This is a genomic window from Neobacillus sp. OS1-2 (assembly GCF_030915505.1).
In the GTDB taxonomy this organism is placed as follows: domain Bacteria; phylum Bacillota; class Bacilli; order Bacillales; family Cytobacillaceae; genus Neobacillus.
Map to the genome: position 1 here is coordinate 71,267 of NZ_CP133265.1, position 21,868 is coordinate 93,134.

Sequence of the window (21,868 nt, forward strand, 5' to 3'; positions counted from 1 at the left end):
TGCCACCGTTCCTTTCAGTGTTGTCCATGTTCTAGTATAATCAATCCAGCAAGTGTTGTGCAACAATATCCATCTTCAGAACTTGGGGTACCTCTTAATTTTTTACCATCTCAATCGCTTTTTCCCTAAGACGGAATTTTTGAATTTTTCCTGATGCCGTCATGGGATAGGCATCCGTGAATTCAATATAACGGGGAATCTTATGTTTGGAAATCTTACCCGAGCAAAATTCTCGTAGTTCTTCAGCAGTAGCCGCTTGTCCCTCTTTTAAAATAATCCAGGCCATTACTTCTTCCCCATATACTTTGTCTGGAATCCCAATAACCTGAATATCAAGAACCTTTGGATGGGAATATAAAAATTCTTCGATTTCTCGAGGATAAATATTTTCGCCGCCGCGAATGATCATATCTTTTAACCGCCCCGTAATTTTACAATACCCGTTTTCATCCATTACAGCTAAATCGCCTGTATGCAGCCAACCTTCTGTATCAATCGCCTCATTTGTGGCGGTAATATTTTTATAATACCCTTTCATTACATGATATCCCCGTGTGCAAAGCTCGCCCTGAACAACGTATCCGATTTCTCTATTTGTTCCCGGTTCGACAACTTTCACTTCCACGTTCGGCAATGCTTTTCCCACCGTTTCTACCCGTAACTCAATTGGATCATCGGTTCTTGTTTGCATAATAACCGGTGATGATTCTGTTTGACCATATGCGATGGTGATTTCAGTTACTCCCATTTTTTCGATGACTGCCTTCATGACCTCAATCGGACAGTTGGATCCTGCCATGATTCCCGTTCGTAATGTTGAAAGATCATATTTGTCAAAATCAGGAACATTTAATTCGGCAATAAACATGGTTGGAACTCCATGAAGCCCTGTACACTTTTCGTCTTGAACCGTTTGTAAAACTCTTCTTGGGCTGAATTCTTGAACAGGAACCATTGTCGCGCCGACAGAAACACATGCCATCGTTCCCAGGACACATCCAAAACAATGAAAAAAAGGAACCGGAATACAAAGCCTGTCAGCTACGGTCAGCTTCATACAACCAGCAATATTAAAGCCGTTGTTAACGATATTATTATGGGTGAGCATGACCCCTTTGGGGAACCCCGTTGTCCCCGAGGTGTACTGCATATTAATGACATCATCCGGTTCAAGAGAATCCATTCGCACATTTAATTCCGTATCTGAAATGGTTTCCCCAAGCTTAATGATATCTTCCCAGGAATAGGTTCCGGGATACCTTTTTTCACCTAGAACAATGACATTTTTTAGAAAAGGGAGCCTGCTGCTATTCAGCCTGCCTGGTTCTGAGGTTTTCAATTCCGGGACAATTTCATATACCATATCCATATAGGAAGCATCCTTCCAAGTATCCATTAAAACAATCGTTGTTGTATCAGATTGGTTTAAGAGGTACTCAAGTTCAGCAGTTCGGTAGTTAGTGTTAACTGTGACGAGGACTGCACCCATTTTACCGGTCGCAAATTGTGTAACGAGCCATTCAGGAGTGTTAGTTGACCAAGCAGCAAGCTGTTCTCCCTTGTTTATTCCGAGCTTCATAAAACCTTTTGCGGCCCTTCGACAAATTTCATCAAATTCACGGTATGTCCATCTCAAATTTCGATCTGAATAAACCACTGCCACGTGTTCCGGATGTAATGTTGCTTTTTCTTCTACTAGTTTTCCGATGGTAACATTTAATAATGATGACATCCTTCATCCCCCTAATGTTCCAAAATACCATAAAAAGCGCTTACAAAAATATGTTACCACATTTGGTTGAATATTCAATATTTTTAAAATACAACTTTATTCAGTAGATTGTGAACCTTTTTTTACAATTATCAAATAGTGGTTCTCAAAAGCTCAGAGACCTATTACAATAGTAAAAACTGAATATTCAATCCACTTTTCTAAGGAGGGCATTCTTCAATTGAAAATTATGAGTAACGAGCAGTTAGTTGTTTCGTACCGGGATGCATTAAAATCTGGAAAGGAAAAGGAATGGATCAAGATTTTAAAAGATGAAATTCAACGTCGTGGATTAAGACCCTTTAAGAATCGCACGTAATGTCAGCTAAAAACCGCTGAGAAAAGCTCAGCGGTTTTTCTTATTTTATCCTTCTAGAAGTAAATTTTCTGGATCCTCCAGCAATTCTTTTATTTTACTTAAAAAGGTAACCGCTTCCTTTCCATCGACAATACGATGGTCATACGAAAGGGCAACATACATCATTGGCCTGTTTTCCATCTTCTCTTTATCGATCGCCACAGGTCTGAGTTGAATTTTGTGCATCCCAAGGATGGCAACTTGGGGCCCATTTAGGATAGGAGTCGATAGTAATGAGCCGAATACCCCTCCGTTTGTAATAGTAAAGGTTCCCCCCTGTAAGTCCTTTAATGCTAACTTATTCGTTTTTGCCTTTTCAGCAAGCTGCATGATATCCAGCTCTATTTCGGCAAACGTTTTACGATCGGCGTCCCTTACCACTGGTACAACCAGTCCTTCTGCGGCAGCAACTGCAATGCCTATATCGTAGAATTTTTTTATCAGCAGATTATCACCTTGAATTTCAGCATTAATATAGGGAAATTTCTTTAATGCTGCCACTGCTGCTTTTGTAAAAAAGGACATAAATCCAAGCCTGACATCATGTTCTTCAAAAAATGTATCCTTTCTCCGTTTTCTAAGATCCATCACAGCGGTCAAATCAATTTCATTAAAAGTTGTAAGCATTGCTGCTGTTTGCTGAACCTCGACAAGGCGCTTAGCAATCGTTTGCCTGCGTCTTGACATCTTTTCATAAATAATTGGTTTAGACTCATCTTGAATCTCAGGAGCTGTTTCCTTTTTAGCTATAGTTTGATGGTTATTTTTATCCTCTTGCTGAAAAGAAGTTACATCCTGCTTGCGGATTCTTCCTAATGGATCCATTGCAGGAATTTCATTTAGATTTACTCCTTTTTCTCGAGCCAATCTTCGGGCTGCCGGAGAAGCGATTGGTCGTTGGTTACTACTTTGATCTGCCTTTTGATTGCTTGCTATTTCTTTGGAATCAGCAATAGTTGCTATCGGTTCCATTTTGGTTGGTTCAGCCATTGATTCTGCTGGTATTTTTCCATCCGCAGGTTCTGAACCTACGCTACTTTCAGCGATAACGGCAATCGTCTCCCCCACCTTTACACTATCACCCTCTGAAAACTTCTGCTCGGTAATTACACCAGAAAAATCAGAAATGATCTCGATATTCACCTTATCGGTTTCTAATTCAACTAGGTATTCTCCCTGTTCCACAAGGTCCCCAACATTTTTAAGCCATTTAGCAATCGTCCCCTCTGAAATCGATTCTGCTAATTCAGGTACTTTTATTTCAGCCATTATTTACTCCTCCTTGTTCATTCCGTGAAAGTGCTGCATGAAGAATTTTAGACTGACCGAGTTTATGAACATTTGGCTCCCCTTCAGCAGGGCTTGAACGGCGACGGCGGCCCACAAATTCTACTCTAATTCCATCACGGGCAATTCCATTGAGTCGGGGTTCAACAAAATTCCAGGCACCCATATTCTTTGGCTCCTCCTGAACCCAGAAAATTTCTTTCAGATTTTTATATCGTCCAACTATTTCATGAATGATAGTTGTTGGAAATGGATAGATTTCCTCAAGCCTTAATACTTGAAGCCAGTCAAATTGACTATCATCTTTTACTTGTTCGGCAATATCGATTGCGATTTTACCTGAACAAAGGACAAGCCGTTCTATCTTCTCTTGATCCCTGTCGGTAGTGAATTGTTCCAATACAGGCTTAAATTCTCCTTCACTTAGTTCAATACCAGACGAGGATACCATTGGATTCCTTAAAAGGCTTTTCGGTGCCATGATAATTAGAGGGCGTACTTCCTTTTTCATCAGCATGGCTGCCTGACGTCTTAAAATATGAAAATATTGCGCAGCACTAGAAAGGTTGGCAATCGTCCAGTTTTTTTCAGCTGCTGACTGTAAAAATCTCTCCATTCTTCCACTGGAATGTTCTGGTCCTTGGCCTTCATAGCCATGTGGCAGTAATAGAACAAGACCGGACTTTTGCCCCCATTTTGCCATACCCGCTGCAATAAACTGATCAAAAATAACTTGCGCAGCATTTGCGAAATCCCCGTATTGTGCTTCCCAAATAACAAGTGTATCGGGTGAAAATACTGAATACCCATATTCAAAGCCAACTACTGCTGCTTCTGTTAATGGACTATTATAAACGGCAAAGGAAGCTTTTCCATCAGAAAGTAGGTGGAGGGGTAAAAAAGCCTCCCGGTTTTGCTGTCATGAAGCACCAAATTACGTTGGGCAAAGGTCCCCCGCTCTGAGTCTTGCCCCGATAATCGGATCGGTGTCCCATCCGCTAAAATGGTTGCAAACGCAAGAGTCTCCGCTAATGCCCAGTCCACTTTTCCATTTTCATTCAGTGCATCAGCCCGTCTATTTAAGATTTTTTCTAGTTTGTTAAATACGTTAAAATCTTTTGGCCAATCAAGTAATTCTTTGTTTATTTTTTGTAGCTTTTCCAAAGGGACATTCGTGACAATTGATGCATCCTCATTCATGAAAACTGGTGGTTCCGGTACCTTTATTTCTCCGTCCTTAGAGATTTGTGAAACTTTCCGGAAAGCGGCTTCCAGTTTTTCATGAATTTCCTTTTCCATTCCCGCTACATCCTTTTCGCTGACCATACCTTCATTTTGTAGATTTTTTGTATATATTTCTTTAACAGTTGGATGACGCTGAATGAGCGTATACATTTGCGGGCTTGTAGTCATCGGCTCATCCATCTCATTATGACCATATCTACGGTATCCCACTAAATCTATGAGGAAATCTTTTTGAAAAACGGCACGATATTCTGCTGCTAAAAAGGCCGCTTTCATGCAAGCATCCGGATCATCTGCATTCACATGTATAATCGGAATTTCAAATCCCTTTGCCAAATCACTTGCATAACGTGTGGACCTGGAATCCACTGATTCTGTTGTGAACCCTATCGTATTATTTGCGATAATGTGGATGGTGCCACCTGTCCGGTACCCCTTTAAGCGGCTTAAATTCAATGTTTCTGCTACAATTCCCTCACCAGGGAAGGCTGCATCCCCGTGTATTAGAATGGCAAGTGCTGATTTACTGTTTTCCATTGGATAACCTGGGGTATTTTTATCGTCTTGGGCTGCCCTTGTAAAACCTTCAACTACAGCCCCAACATACTCAAGATGGCTCGGATTATTCGCTAGGGATATCTTCTTCGCTTCTACTGCATTTTCTGCAGACAACTGTCTATTTAAACCTAGATGATATTTGACATCCCCTGTCCAGCCAAAATTGATTCCAATTGATCCTTCTGATGGTACAAGTTCTTTATTGGGTGCATGCTGAAATTCCGCAAAAATCATTTCATAGGGTTTTCCAAGCACATGTGCAAGCACATTTAATCTGCCCCTATGTGCCATACCAATATTTAGGTATTCAGCACCGTTTGTAATGGCATCTGAAATTATTTCATCAAGGATGGGCACCATCACGTCAAGTCCTTCGATAGAAAAACGCTTTTGCCCGACAAACGTTTTATGGAGAAATCTTTCAAACTCTTCCACTTCATAAAGCCGTTTTAATGTTTTTATTCTTTTGTCCTTGGAAATACCTGGGCTCATTCTGCCATTCTCAATTTTTTCAATTAGCCAATTTTTCTCTTCTACGGCATGAACATGGTCAAACTCATAGGCGATGGATTTAGTGTAAACATCCCTCAAAAATCGATATGCATCTAACCCTGTTGCCAAATCACTATTTGAACAAAGAATTTCCGCCGGAAGGGTGTTCAAGTCCTCCTCACTAAGTCCATAATTCCCAAGTTCGAAACGGGTTGGATCCGGTTTATGATTACCAAGCGGATAAATGTTGGCAGCTAGGTGACCGTAGGTTCGAATATTATCAGCCAGTTTTACAGCCGCTATTAATTTTCTCTGCTGTGTAGAATCAGACGTGATTGTTCGACCAAAATCTAAACCCTCTTTTGAAACAGTATTTGCGAAAATGGAAAAATCAGCTTCATTCATTTTCTCAAAAAGCACTCTCATTTCTTCTTCAACTGACAATGGTTCCTGTTTGTACCTTTCAAATTGATCAACCAGATAGCCAAGATTGGGACCTGAAAAATTATTCAGAAAGTCTCCTTTTTCTAAATACTTTCTATTCATGTGTCGAACCCCCTTAAACCTTATGGTTCTGTTAACCATCTTTATTACTATTATCATTTCACAATAAAACGAACCTGAAATTGATATAAATCAATAAAAAAAAAGACCTAAGAGGTCTTAATGCTTATTTGTTATTAAACGTGGTTGGAAGGTTAACTCATCAAGTTTAGTGATAATTTTTGCAGCTGCATCTATTGGATTTTCGGCATAAATATCAATAAATTCACCTTCATATTCTTGTCTTGCATGGTCATAGCGTGGGTCATAATAATGGTCAAGTAAAATCAGAATCATTTCCCGATAATTCTTTTCATGTAGTGTTTGCAAGAGATTTTTTCTTATTTCAACATCCTTCACTCGTTTTAATACCTTATCAATACCCAAAGAAATTTTTTCGAAATACCAAGGTTCCTGTTCGTATGGCAATACATATTCAGAAACAAGCTGTGTAACTCTTTGCTCAAGTGATGAATGAATATAAATGTTAATCCCCTTAAATTTAACATCCATCAATTCTTCAGGCTGCACGGCTTTGCCAATTCGTTTGCTTTCTGCCTCAACAAGAAAATAATCACTACCCTGGATTTCCTGAAGTCCCTTAAATAATAGAGAATCAAATATCTTTTGATTATGACCCTCCGAAAGGCCAATCGTCCCGAAAATAGACCCACGATGACCTGCCATTTCCTCCAGGTCAAGGATAGGATAGCTCTTCTTTTCCAAGATCTTCAAAACCTCTGTTTTCCCAACCCCTGTCATCCCATGGAGGACAACCGCTTGATTAGGAATAATCGTGGGGATTTTTTCTAGGATATGGTGACGATATGCTTTATAACCACCAATTAACCTCCATGCGTAAATACCGGCAAATTCCAAGAAGGTAATCACTGCTTTACTGCGCATCCCGCCACGCCAACAATGGATCACTAATTCTCCCTCGGTATGATAGGATCTAATGGTCTTTAGAAGAGCAGGAATTTTCGGCGAAACAAATTCCATCGCTTTCCACTTTGCCGCTGCCTGGCCTTCATGTTTGTAAATGGTTCCAACTACTTGACGTTCTTCATCAGAAAATAAAGGAACATTGATTGCACCGGGAATGGAGCCTTCCTTAAATTCAATTGGTGAACGGATATCAATGATCATCGATTCTTTCAAATTAAAAAGATCTTCAACGGTTATTTCCTTCATTACACAACGCCCCTAGATAAAAATCATAATTAGATGGGTGAAAACATCTATAAAAACAAACAAAACTTCCACAACTGGAAGTTTCATACAAAATTATGGCAACACAGACTATTACAAGCCAGTTTAGATAGTAAAAGTATATACACATTATAAAGGAGATAACCGTTCTTATCAAGAAATTGTCGACCTTTGTCAGCAATTAACACTCTTTCCTTCTTATCGAAACGGTGTTCCCGTTAACTTTTCAACTGCACGACAAAATTGATCCCAATTAGCAGGAAAACATTCAGTTCCTTCACTAGCATACATTTTTTCCTTCGTTTTCAATTTTACCGACCAGTATTTACCTTCCAGAATAATTCCTTCTTCTTTTCGGTAAGATGGCTTCCATTTCCTAATATTTAGGCTGTAAACTTCCCTTTTAAATTCCTCCAAATCGCCTGATTTTACTGTCTGGAGATCTGGTAGTGTCTGACAAACCCCTTTATTTCTCCATTCTAAAGACACAAATGTATTTTTTTCAAAATTAACTCGAAGTAGATACGAAATTCCTCCGAATCCTTCAAGTGAGGCCATAATAGAAAGGATTGATTCATAATCCCTCATAATCCTTCATCCTTATTTACCATAATAATTTTTTTGTCATGTATTCAAGCAAATTATAGTAAAGATAGACATTTTCCGCTGTAACAAATGATACTGTAAGTAAAAAAGCCCACTTCATGGTGAAGTAGACTTTTTTACTTACAGTATTTTTGTTTCCCGTTTGAAACATGACATTAATTCTTCCATTTCACTAAGATCATTTTGTGCAAACAAATCAACAATTCTACTGCCAACAATAACTCCATCACAGTACGTTGTTAATTCAGCAATTTGATCCTTTGTTGATATCCCAAATCCTGCCATTACCGGTATGGTGCTTACCTCTTTTACGGTCTTCAAAAATTGCAGTAATTCAGCATCATATTCATTTCTCGCCCCAGTAATTCCCTTAACGGTAACTGTATATAAAAATCCTTTGCCTTTACTTGAAATTGTTTTTATCCGCTCAAGTGGCGTTGTAAGGGTAACTAAGCGAATTAGTTCAATATTTGCCTCCTCAAGCTGGGGTGCTATGATCTCTTCTTCCTCAATGGGGAGGTCGGGAATAATACAACCATCTACACCGGCGATTCGGATATCGCGAACAAATTCCTCTATTCCGTAAGCGTAAATTGGATTTACATACGTCATTAAGAGAATGGGAATGGTAATGACTTCCCTTGCCTTTTGTAATTCTGCAATGATCCCCTTTAAGGTGGTACCGTTTTGAAGGGCTCTAAGTCCCGCTTGTTGAATGGTTGGACCATCCGCAACTGGATCAGAAAAAGGAACTCCAACCTCTATTGCGCTCGCACCGAAATGTTCAAGTAATGTCAACCTATTTATTAAACTATCTAGCCCTCCATCCCCTGCCATTATGTAAGGAATAAATGCCTTGTTGTTATGGGCTTGTAATTTTGAAAATGATTGTTCAATTCGGTACATGATCATTTCCCCCTTCAATCCTTGATTTCACAGTATCTACATCCTTATCGCCACGGCCGGAGAGGCATACAACAATGTTTTGCGTTTCGTTCAATTCAGCCGCTAGCTTAACACTAAAGGCAACAGCATGGGCACTTTCAAGTGCAGGTATAATTCCCTCAAGCTTTGATAAAAGTTGAAAGGCCTCCAGTGCTTCTTGATCTGTAATAGAATAATAGTCTGCCCTCCCACTATCCTTTAAGTAGCTGTGTTCAGGACCTACCCCGGGATAATCAAGGCCGGCAGATATAGAATGGGCTTCTTGAATCTGACCATCATTGGTTTGCAATAAATACATTAAGGAACCATGTAAAACACCTGGTTTACCTTTTGTTAACGAGGCCGCATGAAAATCGGTTTCAACACCGGCACCCGCCGCTTCAACCCCATATAAACGGACTGACGTATCTTCAATAAATGGGTAAAACATCCCCATTGCATTACTTCCGCCCCCTATACAGGCAACAACAGCATCAGGAAGACAGCCTTCCCGCTTTAGAAATTGTTCTCTTGTTTCCTTGCCAATGACACTTTGAAAATCTCTTACCATCACGGGAAAAGGGTGAGGACCCATGACAGATCCTAAAAGATAGTGGGTGTCATCCACATTGGCTACCCAGTATCTCAGCGCTTCGTTGACGGCGTCCTTTAATGTAGCACTACCGGAGGTTACTCCAACCACCTTTGCTCCCAACAATTCCATGCGAAAGACGTTTAATGCCTGTCTTTTTATGTCCTCTTCCCCCATAAAAATAATACAATCCAGGTTTAACAAGGCACAAACAGTCGCCGTCGCCACACCATGCTGACCGGCACCTGTTTCGGCTACAATCCTTCGCTTTCCCATCCGAACTGCTAGTAACGCCTGACCAATGGCATTGTTGATTTTATGGGCTCCTGTATGATTCAGATCTTCTCTTTTAAGAAAAATATTGGCACCACCAGCATGTCTGGTTAGATTTTCTGCAAAATATAGTGGTGTCTCTCTCCCGACATATTCTTTTAATAATCGATCTATCTCAGCTTGAAAGCCCGGTTCCTTCTTAGCCATTTCATATGCTTCATTAAGCTCAATAACGGCTTTCATCAAGGTTTCCGGTACAAATCTTCCTCCATAAATACCGAAATGTCCTCTTTCATTTGGTAATGTATATGTGCTCATTTTCATTTCCCCCCAAATTTTTCACTTTGGTAATAAATTCTTTTATCTTTACAAGGTCCTTTACTCCATCAGATTCAACTCCGGAGCTTACGTCCACCATTGCCGGTTTTACAATGTTGATGGCCTGTTCCACATTGTTCAAATGTAAACCACCAGCAAGAATGACCCTTTTCTCCCTTAAAATTGCTGCGTTTACCTCATTCCAATCAAACGCTGTCCCATTTCCACCCCGGTATTTTTCTTTTGGGCCATCCAACAATATATACTCCGCCGGAAATTGGCTAATTTCTGCTAGCCCCTCATTCCCATCAAAGCTTATTGCCTTTATTACAGGTAATGAAAGCAATTGGCAAAATGAGGCGGGTTCATCACCATGCAATTGGATATGTGTTAACCCGACGACCGAGGCAATTCGTTCGACTTCTTCGTGTGTTTCATTTACAAATACACCAACCTTATACACATCATTTGGTAAAGCGGAAACAATTTCTGTTGCTTTTTCTATTGAAACCCTTCGCTTACTGTCAGCAAATACAAAACCAATGGCATCGGCACCATACTCAGCTGTGGCAAGTGCTGTTTTGACATCCGTTATGCCGCAAATTTTCACTTTCATTCGTTTATCCCCTGTTGAAGGGGTAGACGAAGATCTAGGAAGGCATTTTTGACATCCCTACTTGTCATCAATGCTTCCCCAACTAAAATTCCATTCGCGCCGGCATTTCTAACCCGCTCTGCATCCTCTTGGCAATGAATGCCGCTCTCACTTATAAGGAAGGCACCAGATTTTTTTACCTCAAGTGCCAATGTTTCAGTAACTTCAAGTGAAACATGGAAGGTTTTTAAATCCCGATTATTGACCCCAATCAGCCTTGCACTTGTATGAAGTACCTTTTCTAATTCTTCCTGATTATGAACTTCTACCAAAACCTCCAAGTCCTTTGACCTCGCATATTGATATAACTCGTTCAGTCGGTTTTCATCCAAGGCGGCTGCTATTAATAAAATCAAATCAGCACCATTTGCAGCAGCTACATTAATTTGCAACGGGTCGATGATAAAATCTTTGCAAAGTATGGGAAGATCAACCGTTTCACGAACTCGCTGCAAATCAGAAAATGACCCTTTAAAAAAACTTTGATCAGTTAGCACAGAAATGGCAGTTGCCCCAGATTCCTCATACATCGCTGCCTGCTGGACAGGATCAATTCCATTATTGATGAGTCCCTTTGATGGTGATGCCCGTTTAAATTCAGCGATAATCGACAATTCATTTGCTTCATTCAGCTTGTGAATAAGGGACCTTTTTGGAAATTCGATTTGCGGAATCCTGTGTACAGCTTCTTGAAGAAGCAGGACCTCTTTCTTCTTCTGTTCAATAATTCGGTCAAGAATAGTCACCATTTAAATTGCCTCCCTCCTGTTTGCTCGTGATTTATCAATGAGCGCAGTTAATTTTTCATATGCTGCACCCGTGTCAATCATCTCTTTTGCTAATTCAATTCCGGCTTTCATCGTTTCCGCTTTCCCAGCGGTAAAAATTCCAATTCCCGCGTTGAGTAAAACAGTATCCAATTGGGCTCCTTTTTCCCCTTTTAAAACTCTGACTAGGATCTCAGCATTTTCTTTTGAATCCCCCCCCTTTATACAACTGTTATCATATCGAGTAAGATTCATTTCTTCAGGGAAAAAAGAATGATTGTTAATGCATCCATCCTCCAAAAGCGAAAAGTGATTCTCTCCTTGTAGTGAGGCTTCGTCCATATAACCGGCACCATTAATGACTACTGCCCGTTTACGGCCAAGCTTCTGAAGCACTTCAGCAAATATATTCAATAAATCCCTTCGGTAAACACCAAGCAATTGATAGTCTAAATCAATTGGATTTGTAAGCGGTCCGATAAAATTAAAGATAGTCGGAATTTTTAATTGTTTCCTTACTGACATCACTTTTTTCAATTTGGGATGGACATGCGGAGCAAATAGAAATGCCACACCGATTTCCTCAAGGATTTCTTCTGTTTGTTCTGCAGATAAATTAAAATTTACCCCCAAGTGCTCTAGTACATCAGCGCTCCCCGTTTTACTTGATATACTCCTATTCCCATGCTTTGCTACAGGAATACCAGCCGCGGCAATGACAAAGGCAGAAGTGGTACTGACATTAAAACTTGAAGAACCGTCTCCTCCAGTCCCGCAATTATCAAGAACATTCGGAAATTTACGGGTAAATGTTAACGTATGATCCTTTAATGCCCTCACAATCCCGGCAATTTCTTCGACGGTTTCACCCTTTGATTTTAGGCCCATTAAAAAGGCTGCAATTTCCGATTCGGAAACTTCTTCCCCCAAGATAAAATCGAAGGCTTCTTTCATTTGATTTTCTGAAAACGATTGTTTTTCAGCTAATTGGAGTAAATAATTTCTCATTTGTCCTCTCCCCTTCTATTTCAAGTAAAAAGTTAGCAATCATTGCCTTACCTAATGGTGTTCCAATGGATTCAGGATGAAATTGCAGACCATAAACAGGAAATTGCTGATGTTTGATCGCCATCACTTCATTGTCATCACTTGAAATCGCAATAACCTCTAATTGTGCAGCAATATGGCTTTTATCAATAGATAAGGAATGATAGCGCATGACCTCTAACGGCGATTCCATATTAGCAAAAATCCCACTGCTGCCATGTGATATGGAGGATGTTTTCCCGTGCATAATAGAATGGGCCCTGCCTACTACACTGCCGAATGCAGCACCAATAGCCTGATGACCCAGGCATATTCCTAAAATAGGAATTTCCTGATAGAAAGTTTGAACCACTTCCATACAAATTCCTGCAGCTTCCGGCCTTCCTGGACCTGGTGATAAAATAATCGCTTTTGGTTTCATTTCTCTGATTTGCTCGATAGACAGTTGATTATTTCGATATACAGCAGTTTTTTCTCCTAATTCACCTAAGTACTGATAAAGATTAAATGTAAACGAATCAAAATTATCGATTAGCAAGATCATTGCTCACCCTCCAAAAAGGTTTTTAACTTATTGACGGTTTCCTCATACTCTGACTCAGGATTGGAATCGTAGACAATTCCTGCACCTGCTTGGATACTAGCTGTTCCATCCTTAATAATCATTGTTCGAATCGCAAGGGCAAAATCGATATTTCCGCTCGCCGATACATAGCCAATTGCTCCTGAATAGAGACCCCGTTTTGACTTCTCCAGGGCATTGATAATTTCCATCGCCCTTACCTTTGGTGCACCTGAAACTGTTCCTGCCGGAAGGCATGCGGCAAGGGCATCAATGGCTGTCTTATCCGGCAGGAGCTCACCACTTACCTCTGACACAAGATGCATGACATGTCGGAATTTTTCCACCGCCATATACTTTTCAATTTGAACCGTTCCGAATTCGCAAACTTTTCCGAGATCATTCCTGCCAAGATCAACCAGCATCCGATGCTCTGCCAGTTCTTTTTCATCAGTTACTAATTCCTGTTCAATCAGCAGATCCTCGATCCTTGACTCCCCTCTCCGCTTTGTCCCGGCAATCGGATTTGAAATAACTATTCTCCCTATTGTCTTTAGTAAACTTTCCGGAGAAGAACCGATAACGGTATAGTCGCCAAAATCAATATAAAACATATAAGGGGTTGGATTATGACTTCGGTGTTTTCGATACAAGGATAATGGTGTTCCTTCAAACGATGACTTCATTCGTCTTGATAGCACCACTTGAAATATATCCCCAGCTAAAATATGTTCCTTTGCGACTTCAACCTGATTAATAAAGGTTTCTTTTTCCGTATCTGAATGAAAACCTGCAAAACGAACGGGCTCATCTTCATGATAATAAATGGGTTGTTTTAACTCCTCGATCCTTTTCGTTAGGCGGTTTGCAATCACTTCTTCTGTGCTTGTTTCTGTCAGCGGCAGCCCGCAAAGCATGATTTTCTCTTCAAGGTGATCAAATACAATTACTTCCTCATAAAACATTAAGTGTAGATCTGGCATGTCTAACCCGTTTGGATATTCCTCACCAATGATTTCGTAGGATCTAATAATGTCATAGCCAACATACCCTACAGCACCGCCTACAAATGGAAAGGCATTCTCTTCAAAAGCCCTTGGCGGTAAAAGCTCCTTTAATACCTCCAACGGGTTTCCCTTCAATACACTTTTCTTACCATCTCGATTGACAATTTCATTCCGATCACCTCGTGAAATGAGTTCAAAGGCAGGGTTTGCCCCGATAAACGAATAGCGCCCAGAGTCATTGTATTTATGAGAACTTTCCAATAAGAATTTTTTGTTTCCGCTTATCTTTTGCAAAATAGAAATTGGCGTTAATGTATCACCTTTAATTTCTCGGATAAAAAAACCGTTTACTGTTTTCATGTCCCAACTCCTCTCAAAGTAAAAAAAAAATCGTCCTCTATATGCGTAAATAATTTACGCATATAGAGGACGATTCTATTGACCGTGGTGCCACCTCAAATTTGAAACAGAAAAAATCTGCTTCCTCTTTCGGATACAGAAACATTTTGTTCGATATCCTATCCTTTTAACGGTGGAACTCCGTGCATCCCTACTCCTTGTTCAAGATGCCTCTCGCAAGTCCATTCCACAAATCTTATCTTATCGGTTCCCACCTGCCCCGACTCTCTGGAAAGAATCAAATATGTGTACTCCTCTTGCTCAACGATTTACTATGATTATTTTTTATCATGTTAATATACATTCTAACCTCTGTCAAGGAATTATTTTTTGAATTTTCACAAACCCACTTCTTTGACTTCCAAATAAAGGATTTACATTTCATTGTTTTTTAAATCTAAATTAGTGAATATTAACAGTAGCAAATAAATGAAGGCAGGCTAGACTATTCATGGAACATATTGAACAATTAAGCCAAAATCCACGTACTGCAAAAAAGAAGCAGTCTACAGCTGGACAAAAGCGATCCAATGAGGTATCTAAGCAAAAGTGGGCAATTGTCTCACTGTCTTCCATTCCATTGGTTATGACGTTAGGAAATTCAATGCTGATACCTGTGTTACCATCAATGGAAAAAAAATTATCGATCTCCTCTTTTCAATCCAGCATGATCATTACCGTTTATTCCATTGTTGCCATTTTTTTAATTCCAGTTGCCGGTTATTTGTCCGATCATATTGGAAGAAAAAAAGTCATTATTCCCAGCTTAATTATCGCGGGTATTGGCGGACTGGTTTCTGGTTTCGCGTCATGGAAATTAGAGGATGCCTATTGGCTTATTTTAGCCGGCAGGGCTTTACAGGGGGTAGGTGCTGCTGGGGCGGCGCCAATTGTTATGCCGCTGGTCGGAGACATGTTTAAAAATGATGATGATGTTAGCACCTGCCTAGGTCTGATTGAAACATCCAATACCTTTGGGAAAGTACTAAGTCCGATCTTAGGTGCATTTTTAGCAGGTTTTATCTGGTTTTTACCCTTTTTCTCCTTTCCAATCTTTTGTGCAATTTCCGTTATCATGATGATTTTTCTCGTCAAGTGTCCAAAAACAGATGAAAAGAAAATCCCCTTTAAAGAGTTTTTTATCAATGTAAAAAAAACTTTTACGGAAAAGGGACGTTGGCTTTATGCCATCTTTTTTATTGGCGGCATCTTGATGCTGATTCTATTTGGAATTTTATTTTACCTCTCAGAAGTTTTCGAAAGTGAATACGGAATAAAAGATGTTAAAAAGGGGTTATTTTTAGCATTACCATTAGGAGCACTTTGTTTATCATCCTTTATTAGCGGAAAAATAATTAAGAAAAATAAAGTACTCATGAAATGGTTAACCTTTGGCGGAATAGTCGCAGCAGCATTATCCATTGCTGCTCTATGGTTTTCGATTAAGCTCTGGTATATGATTACCATGTTTCTGATCAGCGGAGTAGGAATTGGTTTAGGCCTTCCATGTTTGGATGCCTTAATCACTGAAGGCGTCGAGAAGAAAGAACGGGGCACCATTACATCGATTTACAATTCAATGAGATTTATCGGAGTCGCAGCAGGTCCTCCGATTATTGCTGTGTTAATGAAATATGCGAATCATTGGATATTTATATTATTGAGCAGTCTGAGCGTTACCGCTGCCATTGTGGCTCTGATATCAATTAAGCCGAAAGCGGAGGCATAGCAAAAGTGCTGAGGTAAACTTCCTCAGCACTTTGTTTGTCTGCTATTATACAGATTTTACAGGTTTCTTTAGGAACCCAATTAATAATGCAGAAACGACTGAACCAATGAGTATTGCCAAAGCATACAGCAAGGCACCACCTTCAACCAATGGAACCACAAAGATTCCACCATGCGGTGCTCGGAGGCCTATACCGAATGCCATGGACAGTGCCCCTGCAATCGCAGAACCGACCATTACAGATGGAATGACACGCAGTGGATCCGCTGCAGCAAATGGAATGGCGCCTTCTGTTATGAATGATAATCCCATAACATAACACGCTTTTCCAGCATCTTTATCTTGCTCGTTAAACTTATTTTTAAAAACCGTTGTCGCAATAGCAATGGCTAGCGGCGGCACCATTCCTGCTGCCATAATAGCTGCCATTGGCCCATATACACCACTTGCTAGCAATCCTGTTCCAAACACATAGGCCGCCTTGTTAATGGGTCCACCCATATCAAAGGACATCATAAGTCCCAGAACAATACCTAATAAAACCGCATTACCCGTTCCAAGTCCTGTTAACCAATCAGCTATTTCCTTGTTGATCCAGGCCACCGGATTGTTAACAACGTAATGCATCAAAAATCCTGTAATGGCAATACCTAATAAAGGATATATTAAAATACTTTTAATTCCTTCAAGTGAACGTGGAAGTCCGGCAAACAATTTCTTCAACAATAATACCATATAACCTGCCAAGAAACCGGCAATCAACCCACCAAGGAAGCCAGCACCTCCACTGGCAGCCATCATCCCCCCTACCATACCGGGAGCGAAACCAGGACGGTCGGCAATACTTAGGGCGATAAATCCGGCAAGAACAGGGACAATAAGGGCGAATGCATTGTCACCGCCAATGGCCTTGATAACTGCTGCAATTGGATTATAGGATGGATCGTCCGGATTTGCTGAGTTATAGCCAAACATAAAGCTAATCGCGATTAAAATACCGCCACCTACTACAAACGGCAGCATATTTGAAACACCGTTCATTAGGTGCTTGTAAAAGCCTTTACGAGGACTCTTTTGGTCAGGATCATCCGTGCTTTTAGCTCCATTTCCCTGATAAACAGGAGCGTCTTGCTTTAACGCCTTGTCGATCAATTGCTCAGGTCGTCGAATTCCATCTGCAACTGGTGCTTGAATGACATGTTTACCCTTGAAACGTTCCATTTCCACACTTATATCTGCAGCAACAATGACAGCTGCTGCGTGTTCAATTTCATCCTTCGTAAGAATATTTTTAGCACCGCCAGAACCGTTGGTTTCAACTTTTATGGTAACACCCATCTCTTTTGCTTTCGCTTTAAGTGAATCTGCGGCCATATATGTGTGAGCAATTCCTGTAGGACAACCTGTCACCGCCACAACTGTCTGAGTGTTATTTTTTGTAGCAGGTGCTTCCTCCTCGTCTTTGTCAAACCGATTTATCGTATTCATAACTTCTTCAGCCGTAGTTGCCATTAATAGCTCGTATCGCACTTCCACTTTCATCAATAATCCCGAAAGACGCGCTAAAGCTTCTAAGTGGGTATTATTTGCACCATCTGGGGCCGCAATCATAAAGAACAGGTGGGCAGGCCTGCCGTCTAATGACTCATAGTTTACTCCTTCGGACGATTTCCCAAAAACAATGGCTGCTTCCTTTACAGCCTTCGTTTTCGCATGAGGAATAGCAATCCCGTCACCGATTCCTGTCGTGCTTTGTTCTTCACGCTTTACTATAGCCGCTTTAAAATCCGTCGGATCCGAAATTTTATCTGCCTTTAGTAAGACCTCCACTAGCTGATCAATTGTACTTTCTTTTTCGTTGCCTTTAATATTTAGTAAAATTGTATTTTCCGATAATAATTCTGTAATTTTCATCGCCTTGTCTCCCTTAAAATAATTCCTTAATATGAACCTCCGGCAGGAGCTCCTCTACTTTTTCCTTGGTACAAAGACCAAGTGAGAAGGCAGTTGCACTTCCTGAAGCAACGCTGTAGCGGAAGGCTTCTTCAATATTTTTTGTTTTTTCATATACAGCCAAGAATCCCGCCACCATAGAATCACCCGCACCGACTGAGTTTTTAACCTTACCCATTGGCACCGTTGCCATGAAGGAATTGTTTTTGTTTATTAAAACGGCCCCTTTGTCAGCGAGTGAGACAATAACATTTTGGGCACCCATGGTGATCAGATTTTTACCATAGGGGATTGCTTCCACTGCACTTGAAATCGATGTTTCAAAAAGCTCCCCTAGCTCATGATGATTGGGTTTGATTAAAAACGGCCCGTATGGAAGGACGTTTTTAAGCAGCTCTCCTTCAGCGTCGACGACAAATTTCACTCCATTTTCTTGGCAAATTTTCACTAAGTCTTCATAGGTTGTTTCCGGCAATGTTGAAGGAATACTTCCTGCAAGAACCAGTAAATCCTCTGAATCTAGTCTCTGAATTTTTTCTTTTAAACGTGTGAAATTTTGTTCAGTTATTTGGGGACCAACTGCGTTTATTTCTGACTCTTGACCCGTTTTTAATTTTATATTTATCCGAGTATCTTCCTCGACTTGAACGAACTCTGTATCAATCCGTTCATTTTGTAAGAATTGTTCCACATAAGTTCCCGTAAAACCGCCTACAAAGCCAAGTGCCTTACTTTTTGCCGCAAATTGATTTAACACCCTTGAGACGTTAATTCCTTTACCCCCAGGAAACTTGGTTTCATTTATCGTTCGATTTAACTCACCTAGTTGAAAGCTCTCCAACTGGACTATATAGTCAACAGAAGGATTAAGCGTTAATGTATAAATCATGATGTCACTACCTTTATTGAAGTTCGATTTAAGTATTGCTTCTCTGTTTCTTCATCTAAATCGTTTGTAATGATGGATACCTCGTGGATATCGGCAATTTTCGCAAAAGAAATTTCTGCGAATTTCGTGTTATCTGCTAACACAAAGGCTTCTCTTGTTAAAGATATCGCCTTTTGCTTGACCAGCGCTTCCTCTTGATCGGGAGTAGTGAAACCAAACTGCGGATGAATTCCGTTTACTCCGATAAAGCATTTATCAAAGCGGTAAAGATCTAGGCTTGCTAATGCACCACGCCCGATAATGGCATTTGTTTTCAACTTGGTTAACCCGCCAATTAGATAGGTTGTGATCCCTTTATTCACCAACGGGGATATATGCATGATCCCATTGGTAACGACGACAATATCCTTTAAAGGTAAGTACTCAATCATTTCAACCACAGTTGAACCGGCATCAAGATAAATACAATCTCCCGCTTCCACTAAACTCGCAGCATATTTGGCAATCCGTCGTTTTTCTTGAAGGTTTTTGGATGATTTTTCAATCATGCTTGGCTCTTGTAACTTCCCTTGCAATCTTTGAGCGCCGCCGTGGATTCTTTTTAGGAATTTTTGTTCTTCTAATTGTGATAAATCCCTTCTAATCGTTGATTCTGAGCAATTAGTCAGCTCCATGATTTCCTGGATTTTCACGATATTTTTATCTTTTAATAATTGTAGAATGATTCGATGACGTTCAGGAGTTAACAAGTCATCACCGCCTTAGTTTGTTATTCATGTGTTTATTATACTGAAACCGATTGCAGGAATCAATCAATTTCTTTCAAAATCATTCATTTTGTAACTGTTTTTGATGGATTTATTTTTTTCTTTTACTCTATTCATTATTATGTTATAATAGTCGATGTTCAAGTCATATCTTGCGGGTGTGGTTTAATGGTAGAATTTCAGCTTCCCAAGCTGACGGCGGGGGTTCGATTCCCCTCACCCGCTCCAAAAAGACGTGGAGAAGTACCCAAGTGGTTATAAGGGGGCGCACTCGAAATGCGTTAGGACGGGCGACCGTCGCGTGAGTTCGAATCTCATCTTCTCCTTACTTAATCTTTCAATAAAACATCAAAAAAACGCTAGAGTTTTCTAGCGTTTTTTTGCTTTCCCTTATTGATAAGGGCTTAACCATCCAGGATCCCTGCCTGTACAAAAATAGCATTTTTCCCTTTCCTGCTTAAAGGAAAAAAAAGTTGCCCACATGCTCGACATTTCTTTTTATGAAAATTTTCAACTAGTTTACTATTTTCTTGAAAATCCACTTGTATTTGAATAGCATGTTCAGGACAAATATCCCGACAATCGGTACAGTTTACGCACTTTTCATTATTAATACGCAGAAAAGAATCGCCTGCATTAAAAACCTTTTGTGAGCAAAAAGCAAAACATACCTGGCAAAGTGTACATTTGTTATAATCAATCTCCACTTTAAAGAATTGAAAATCCGGATAATAATTTGTAATCATCCATTCCTCTGCATCCAGCTTCCATTTGGCCGGTGCCATGTTTCTTGCAACATTCTTCATTTCCTTTTTCAATGAGGTAAAAAACGCTCTTCTTGAAAGCATTTGTTCCTTATTTTTTTGCTTAACACAAATTGGATCATCGCCAAGAATTTTCAGTTTCCGATTGACTTCATTTAGAACAGATTCCCACTTTTGATTAAGGGAGTTCTCTGCAATAGTAATCGAATGGATTTTTCTTTTTTTATAAATCAGCAGTTCTTTTACAGAAGGAGTGTAGTCTTCATTATAAATTAGACTGCACTTGTCAAATTCCCTTGATAAAGGGATTCCTTCGATAGCTGATAATGGGCAGGAAATCAAGCATTCCCCACATGAAGTACAGCGTTCCCTATTTACTTTAATGGTTTGTTCTTGAATGGTTAAAGCTTCAAACTTGCATTCTTCGATACAAGTTGTACATGTTGAGCGAAGATGTCTCTTTCTCGAGCATTTGTTTGATATTTTTAAATCAATATGCAAGCTTTCAAGCCAATTAACAAGTAAAGACATATGACCAGCTCCAAACTATGTCAACTACTGGATCATTTTTGCATCTCTATGCGGTGTTATCACAATGTTTGGATGTGTAAGCGAATCACTTGGCATCCCTTTTATTTGGCTGACATTCCCATACTTTTTCCGCAGCTCTCTTATTGGACCGTATTCTATTGCCCTCATCGGACACGTTGACACACATACAGGTTCCTCGCCCTTTTCTTGGAGGTCGATACAAAAATCACATTTATCAGATTTAAATACCTTTTTATTATATTGCGGCGCCCCGTAGGGACACGCCTTTACACATAATTGTGTTCCTTGACATACTTCTTGATCTATTGTTACCACGCCATTATCTTTATCTTTACTTATTGCCCCAACTGGACAGCTTTGTGTACATTTAGGCTGTGCGCAATGATTGCAAGCAATAGAAAAGTAAAATGCTTTTACATTTTGGACTATTCCGCTTGACGGCTGCTGGATGAAGTTCCCTTCCTCAAAGGAATATACTCTGCGAAAATTTATACCTACATGGAGATTATTTTTATCCTTACATGACACACTGCAGGCCTTACAGCCAGTGCAAAGACTTTGATTTATATAAAATCCTAACTGGACCAACTGTCTCACT

18 protein-coding genes, 2 tRNA genes, 1 pseudogene and 1 other annotated feature are annotated in these 21,868 nt (G+C 40.1%); of the genes and pseudogenes, 4 read left to right on the forward strand and 17 right to left on the reverse strand.

The window, feature by feature from the left end:
- Window positions 1–94 precede the first annotated feature (94 nt).
- Window positions 95–1,732 (reverse strand): AMP-binding protein, encoded by a 1,638-nt coding sequence (locus tag RCG19_RS00345; protein ID WP_308109240.1) that lies wholly within the window; start codon window positions 1,730–1,732, stop codon window positions 95–97.
- Window positions 1,733–1,961: 229 nt separating this feature from the next.
- Here RCG19_RS00345 and sda point away from each other — a divergent pair, with 229 nt between their 5' ends.
- Entirely contained in the window at window positions 1,962–2,090 is a 129-nt protein-coding gene (gene sda / locus RCG19_RS00350) for a sporulation histidine kinase inhibitor Sda (RefSeq protein ID WP_374049632.1), read from the forward strand.
- Between the two features lie 45 nt (window positions 2,091–2,135).
- Here the strand turns inward: sda and odhB are convergent, their stop codons facing one another.
- The 11 genes and pseudogenes from odhB to trpE form a co-directional block, all read right to left on the reverse strand.
- On the reverse strand, window positions 2,136–3,398 hold the full coding sequence (gene odhB, locus RCG19_RS00355) for a 2-oxoglutarate dehydrogenase complex dihydrolipoyllysine-residue succinyltransferase (RefSeq protein WP_308109241.1): 1,263 nt from the start codon (window positions 3,396–3,398) through the stop codon (window positions 2,136–2,138).
- Window positions 3,391–6,257 (reverse strand): annotated as a pseudogene (locus RCG19_RS00360) (2-oxoglutarate dehydrogenase E1 component). Before RCG19_RS00360 ends, odhB begins: the two are co-directional and overlap by 8 nt.
- Before the next feature lie 117 nt (window positions 6,258–6,374).
- On the reverse strand, window positions 6,375–7,448 hold the full coding sequence (mnmH, locus tag RCG19_RS00365; protein WP_308109242.1) for a tRNA 2-selenouridine(34) synthase MnmH: 1,074 nt from the start codon (window positions 7,446–7,448) through the stop codon (window positions 6,375–6,377).
- A 216-nt stretch (window positions 7,449–7,664) separates the two neighbouring features.
- The gene (locus tag RCG19_RS00370) at window positions 7,665–8,054 is read right to left on the reverse strand and encodes a hypothetical protein (protein WP_166240008.1); all 390 of its coding nucleotides are present in this window, start codon (window positions 8,052–8,054) and stop codon (window positions 7,665–7,667) included.
- Between the two features lie 138 nt (window positions 8,055–8,192).
- Window positions 8,193–8,978, reverse strand: coding sequence for a tryptophan synthase subunit alpha (gene trpA, locus RCG19_RS00375; protein WP_308109243.1), 786 nt, complete (start codon window positions 8,976–8,978; stop codon window positions 8,193–8,195).
- Window positions 8,965–10,179: a tryptophan synthase subunit beta gene (gene trpB / locus RCG19_RS00380; RefSeq protein WP_308109244.1), complete on the reverse strand. Its 1,215-nt coding sequence runs from the start codon at window positions 10,177–10,179 to the stop codon at window positions 8,965–8,967. Before trpB ends, trpA begins: the two co-directional genes overlap by 14 nt.
- Window positions 10,154–10,795: a phosphoribosylanthranilate isomerase gene (locus tag RCG19_RS00385; RefSeq protein WP_308109245.1), complete on the reverse strand. Its 642-nt coding sequence runs from the start codon at window positions 10,793–10,795 to the stop codon at window positions 10,154–10,156. Before RCG19_RS00385 ends, trpB begins: the two co-directional genes overlap by 26 nt.
- A complete protein-coding gene (gene trpC / locus RCG19_RS00390; protein WP_308109247.1) occupies window positions 10,792–11,583 on the reverse strand; it encodes an indole-3-glycerol phosphate synthase TrpC in 792 nt (263 codons plus the stop codon). Before trpC ends, RCG19_RS00385 begins: the two co-directional genes overlap by 4 nt.
- A complete protein-coding gene (trpD, locus tag RCG19_RS00395; RefSeq protein WP_308109248.1) occupies window positions 11,584–12,609 on the reverse strand; it encodes an anthranilate phosphoribosyltransferase in 1,026 nt (341 codons plus the stop codon).
- Window positions 12,581–13,192 (reverse strand): anthranilate synthase component II, encoded by a 612-nt coding sequence (locus tag RCG19_RS00400; RefSeq protein WP_308109249.1) that lies wholly within the window; start codon window positions 13,190–13,192, stop codon window positions 12,581–12,583. The genes trpD and RCG19_RS00400 overlap by 29 nt, the downstream gene beginning before the upstream one ends.
- A complete protein-coding gene (trpE, locus tag RCG19_RS00405; protein WP_308109250.1) occupies window positions 13,189–14,577 on the reverse strand; it encodes an anthranilate synthase component I in 1,389 nt (462 codons plus the stop codon). The genes RCG19_RS00400 and trpE overlap by 4 nt, the downstream gene beginning before the upstream one ends.
- Window positions 14,578–14,639: 62 nt before the next feature.
- Window positions 14,640–14,890: a binding site (T-box leader), on the reverse strand.
- Between the two features lie 177 nt (window positions 14,891–15,067).
- Here trpE and RCG19_RS00410 point away from each other — a divergent pair.
- Window positions 15,068–16,345, forward strand: coding sequence for a bacillibactin exporter BcbE (locus RCG19_RS00410; RefSeq protein WP_166239993.1), 1,278 nt, complete (start codon window positions 15,068–15,070; stop codon window positions 16,343–16,345).
- Window positions 16,346–16,390: 45 nt separating this feature from the next.
- Here the strand turns inward: RCG19_RS00410 and RCG19_RS00415 are convergent, their stop codons facing one another.
- The 3 genes from RCG19_RS00415 to RCG19_RS00425 are packed head-to-tail and all read right to left on the reverse strand — an operon-like array spanning window position 16,391 to window position 19,936.
- Entirely contained in the window at window positions 16,391–18,259 is a 1,869-nt protein-coding gene (locus tag RCG19_RS00415) for a PTS fructose transporter subunit IIABC (protein ID WP_308109251.1), read from the reverse strand.
- Between the two features lie 13 nt (window positions 18,260–18,272).
- Window positions 18,273–19,187: a 1-phosphofructokinase gene (pfkB, locus tag RCG19_RS00420; RefSeq protein ID WP_308109252.1), complete on the reverse strand. Its 915-nt coding sequence runs from the start codon at window positions 19,185–19,187 to the stop codon at window positions 18,273–18,275.
- Window positions 19,184–19,936, reverse strand: a complete 753-nt coding sequence (locus tag RCG19_RS00425) for a DeoR/GlpR family DNA-binding transcription regulator (protein WP_308109253.1) — start codon at window positions 19,934–19,936, stop codon at window positions 19,184–19,186. The genes pfkB and RCG19_RS00425 overlap by 4 nt, the downstream gene beginning before the upstream one ends.
- A 172-nt stretch (window positions 19,937–20,108) precedes the next feature.
- On the opposite strand from RCG19_RS00425, the gene RCG19_RS00430 reads away from it, so the two are divergent.
- Window positions 20,109–20,182: transfer RNA gene (locus RCG19_RS00430), tRNA-Gly, on the forward strand.
- 9 nt (window positions 20,183–20,191) lie between these two features.
- Window positions 20,192–20,280: transfer RNA gene (locus tag RCG19_RS00435), tRNA-Ser, on the forward strand.
- Between the two features lie 78 nt (window positions 20,281–20,358).
- Here the strand turns inward: RCG19_RS00435 and RCG19_RS00440 are convergent.
- Window positions 20,359–21,249: a DUF362 domain-containing protein gene (locus tag RCG19_RS00440; protein WP_308109254.1), complete on the reverse strand. Its 891-nt coding sequence runs from the start codon at window positions 21,247–21,249 to the stop codon at window positions 20,359–20,361.
- A gap of 24 nt (window positions 21,250–21,273) precedes the next feature.
- Entirely contained in the window at window positions 21,274–21,858 is a 585-nt protein-coding gene (locus RCG19_RS00445; protein WP_308109255.1) for a DMSO/selenate family reductase complex B subunit, read from the reverse strand.
- Window positions 21,859–21,868: the final 10 nt, after the last annotated feature.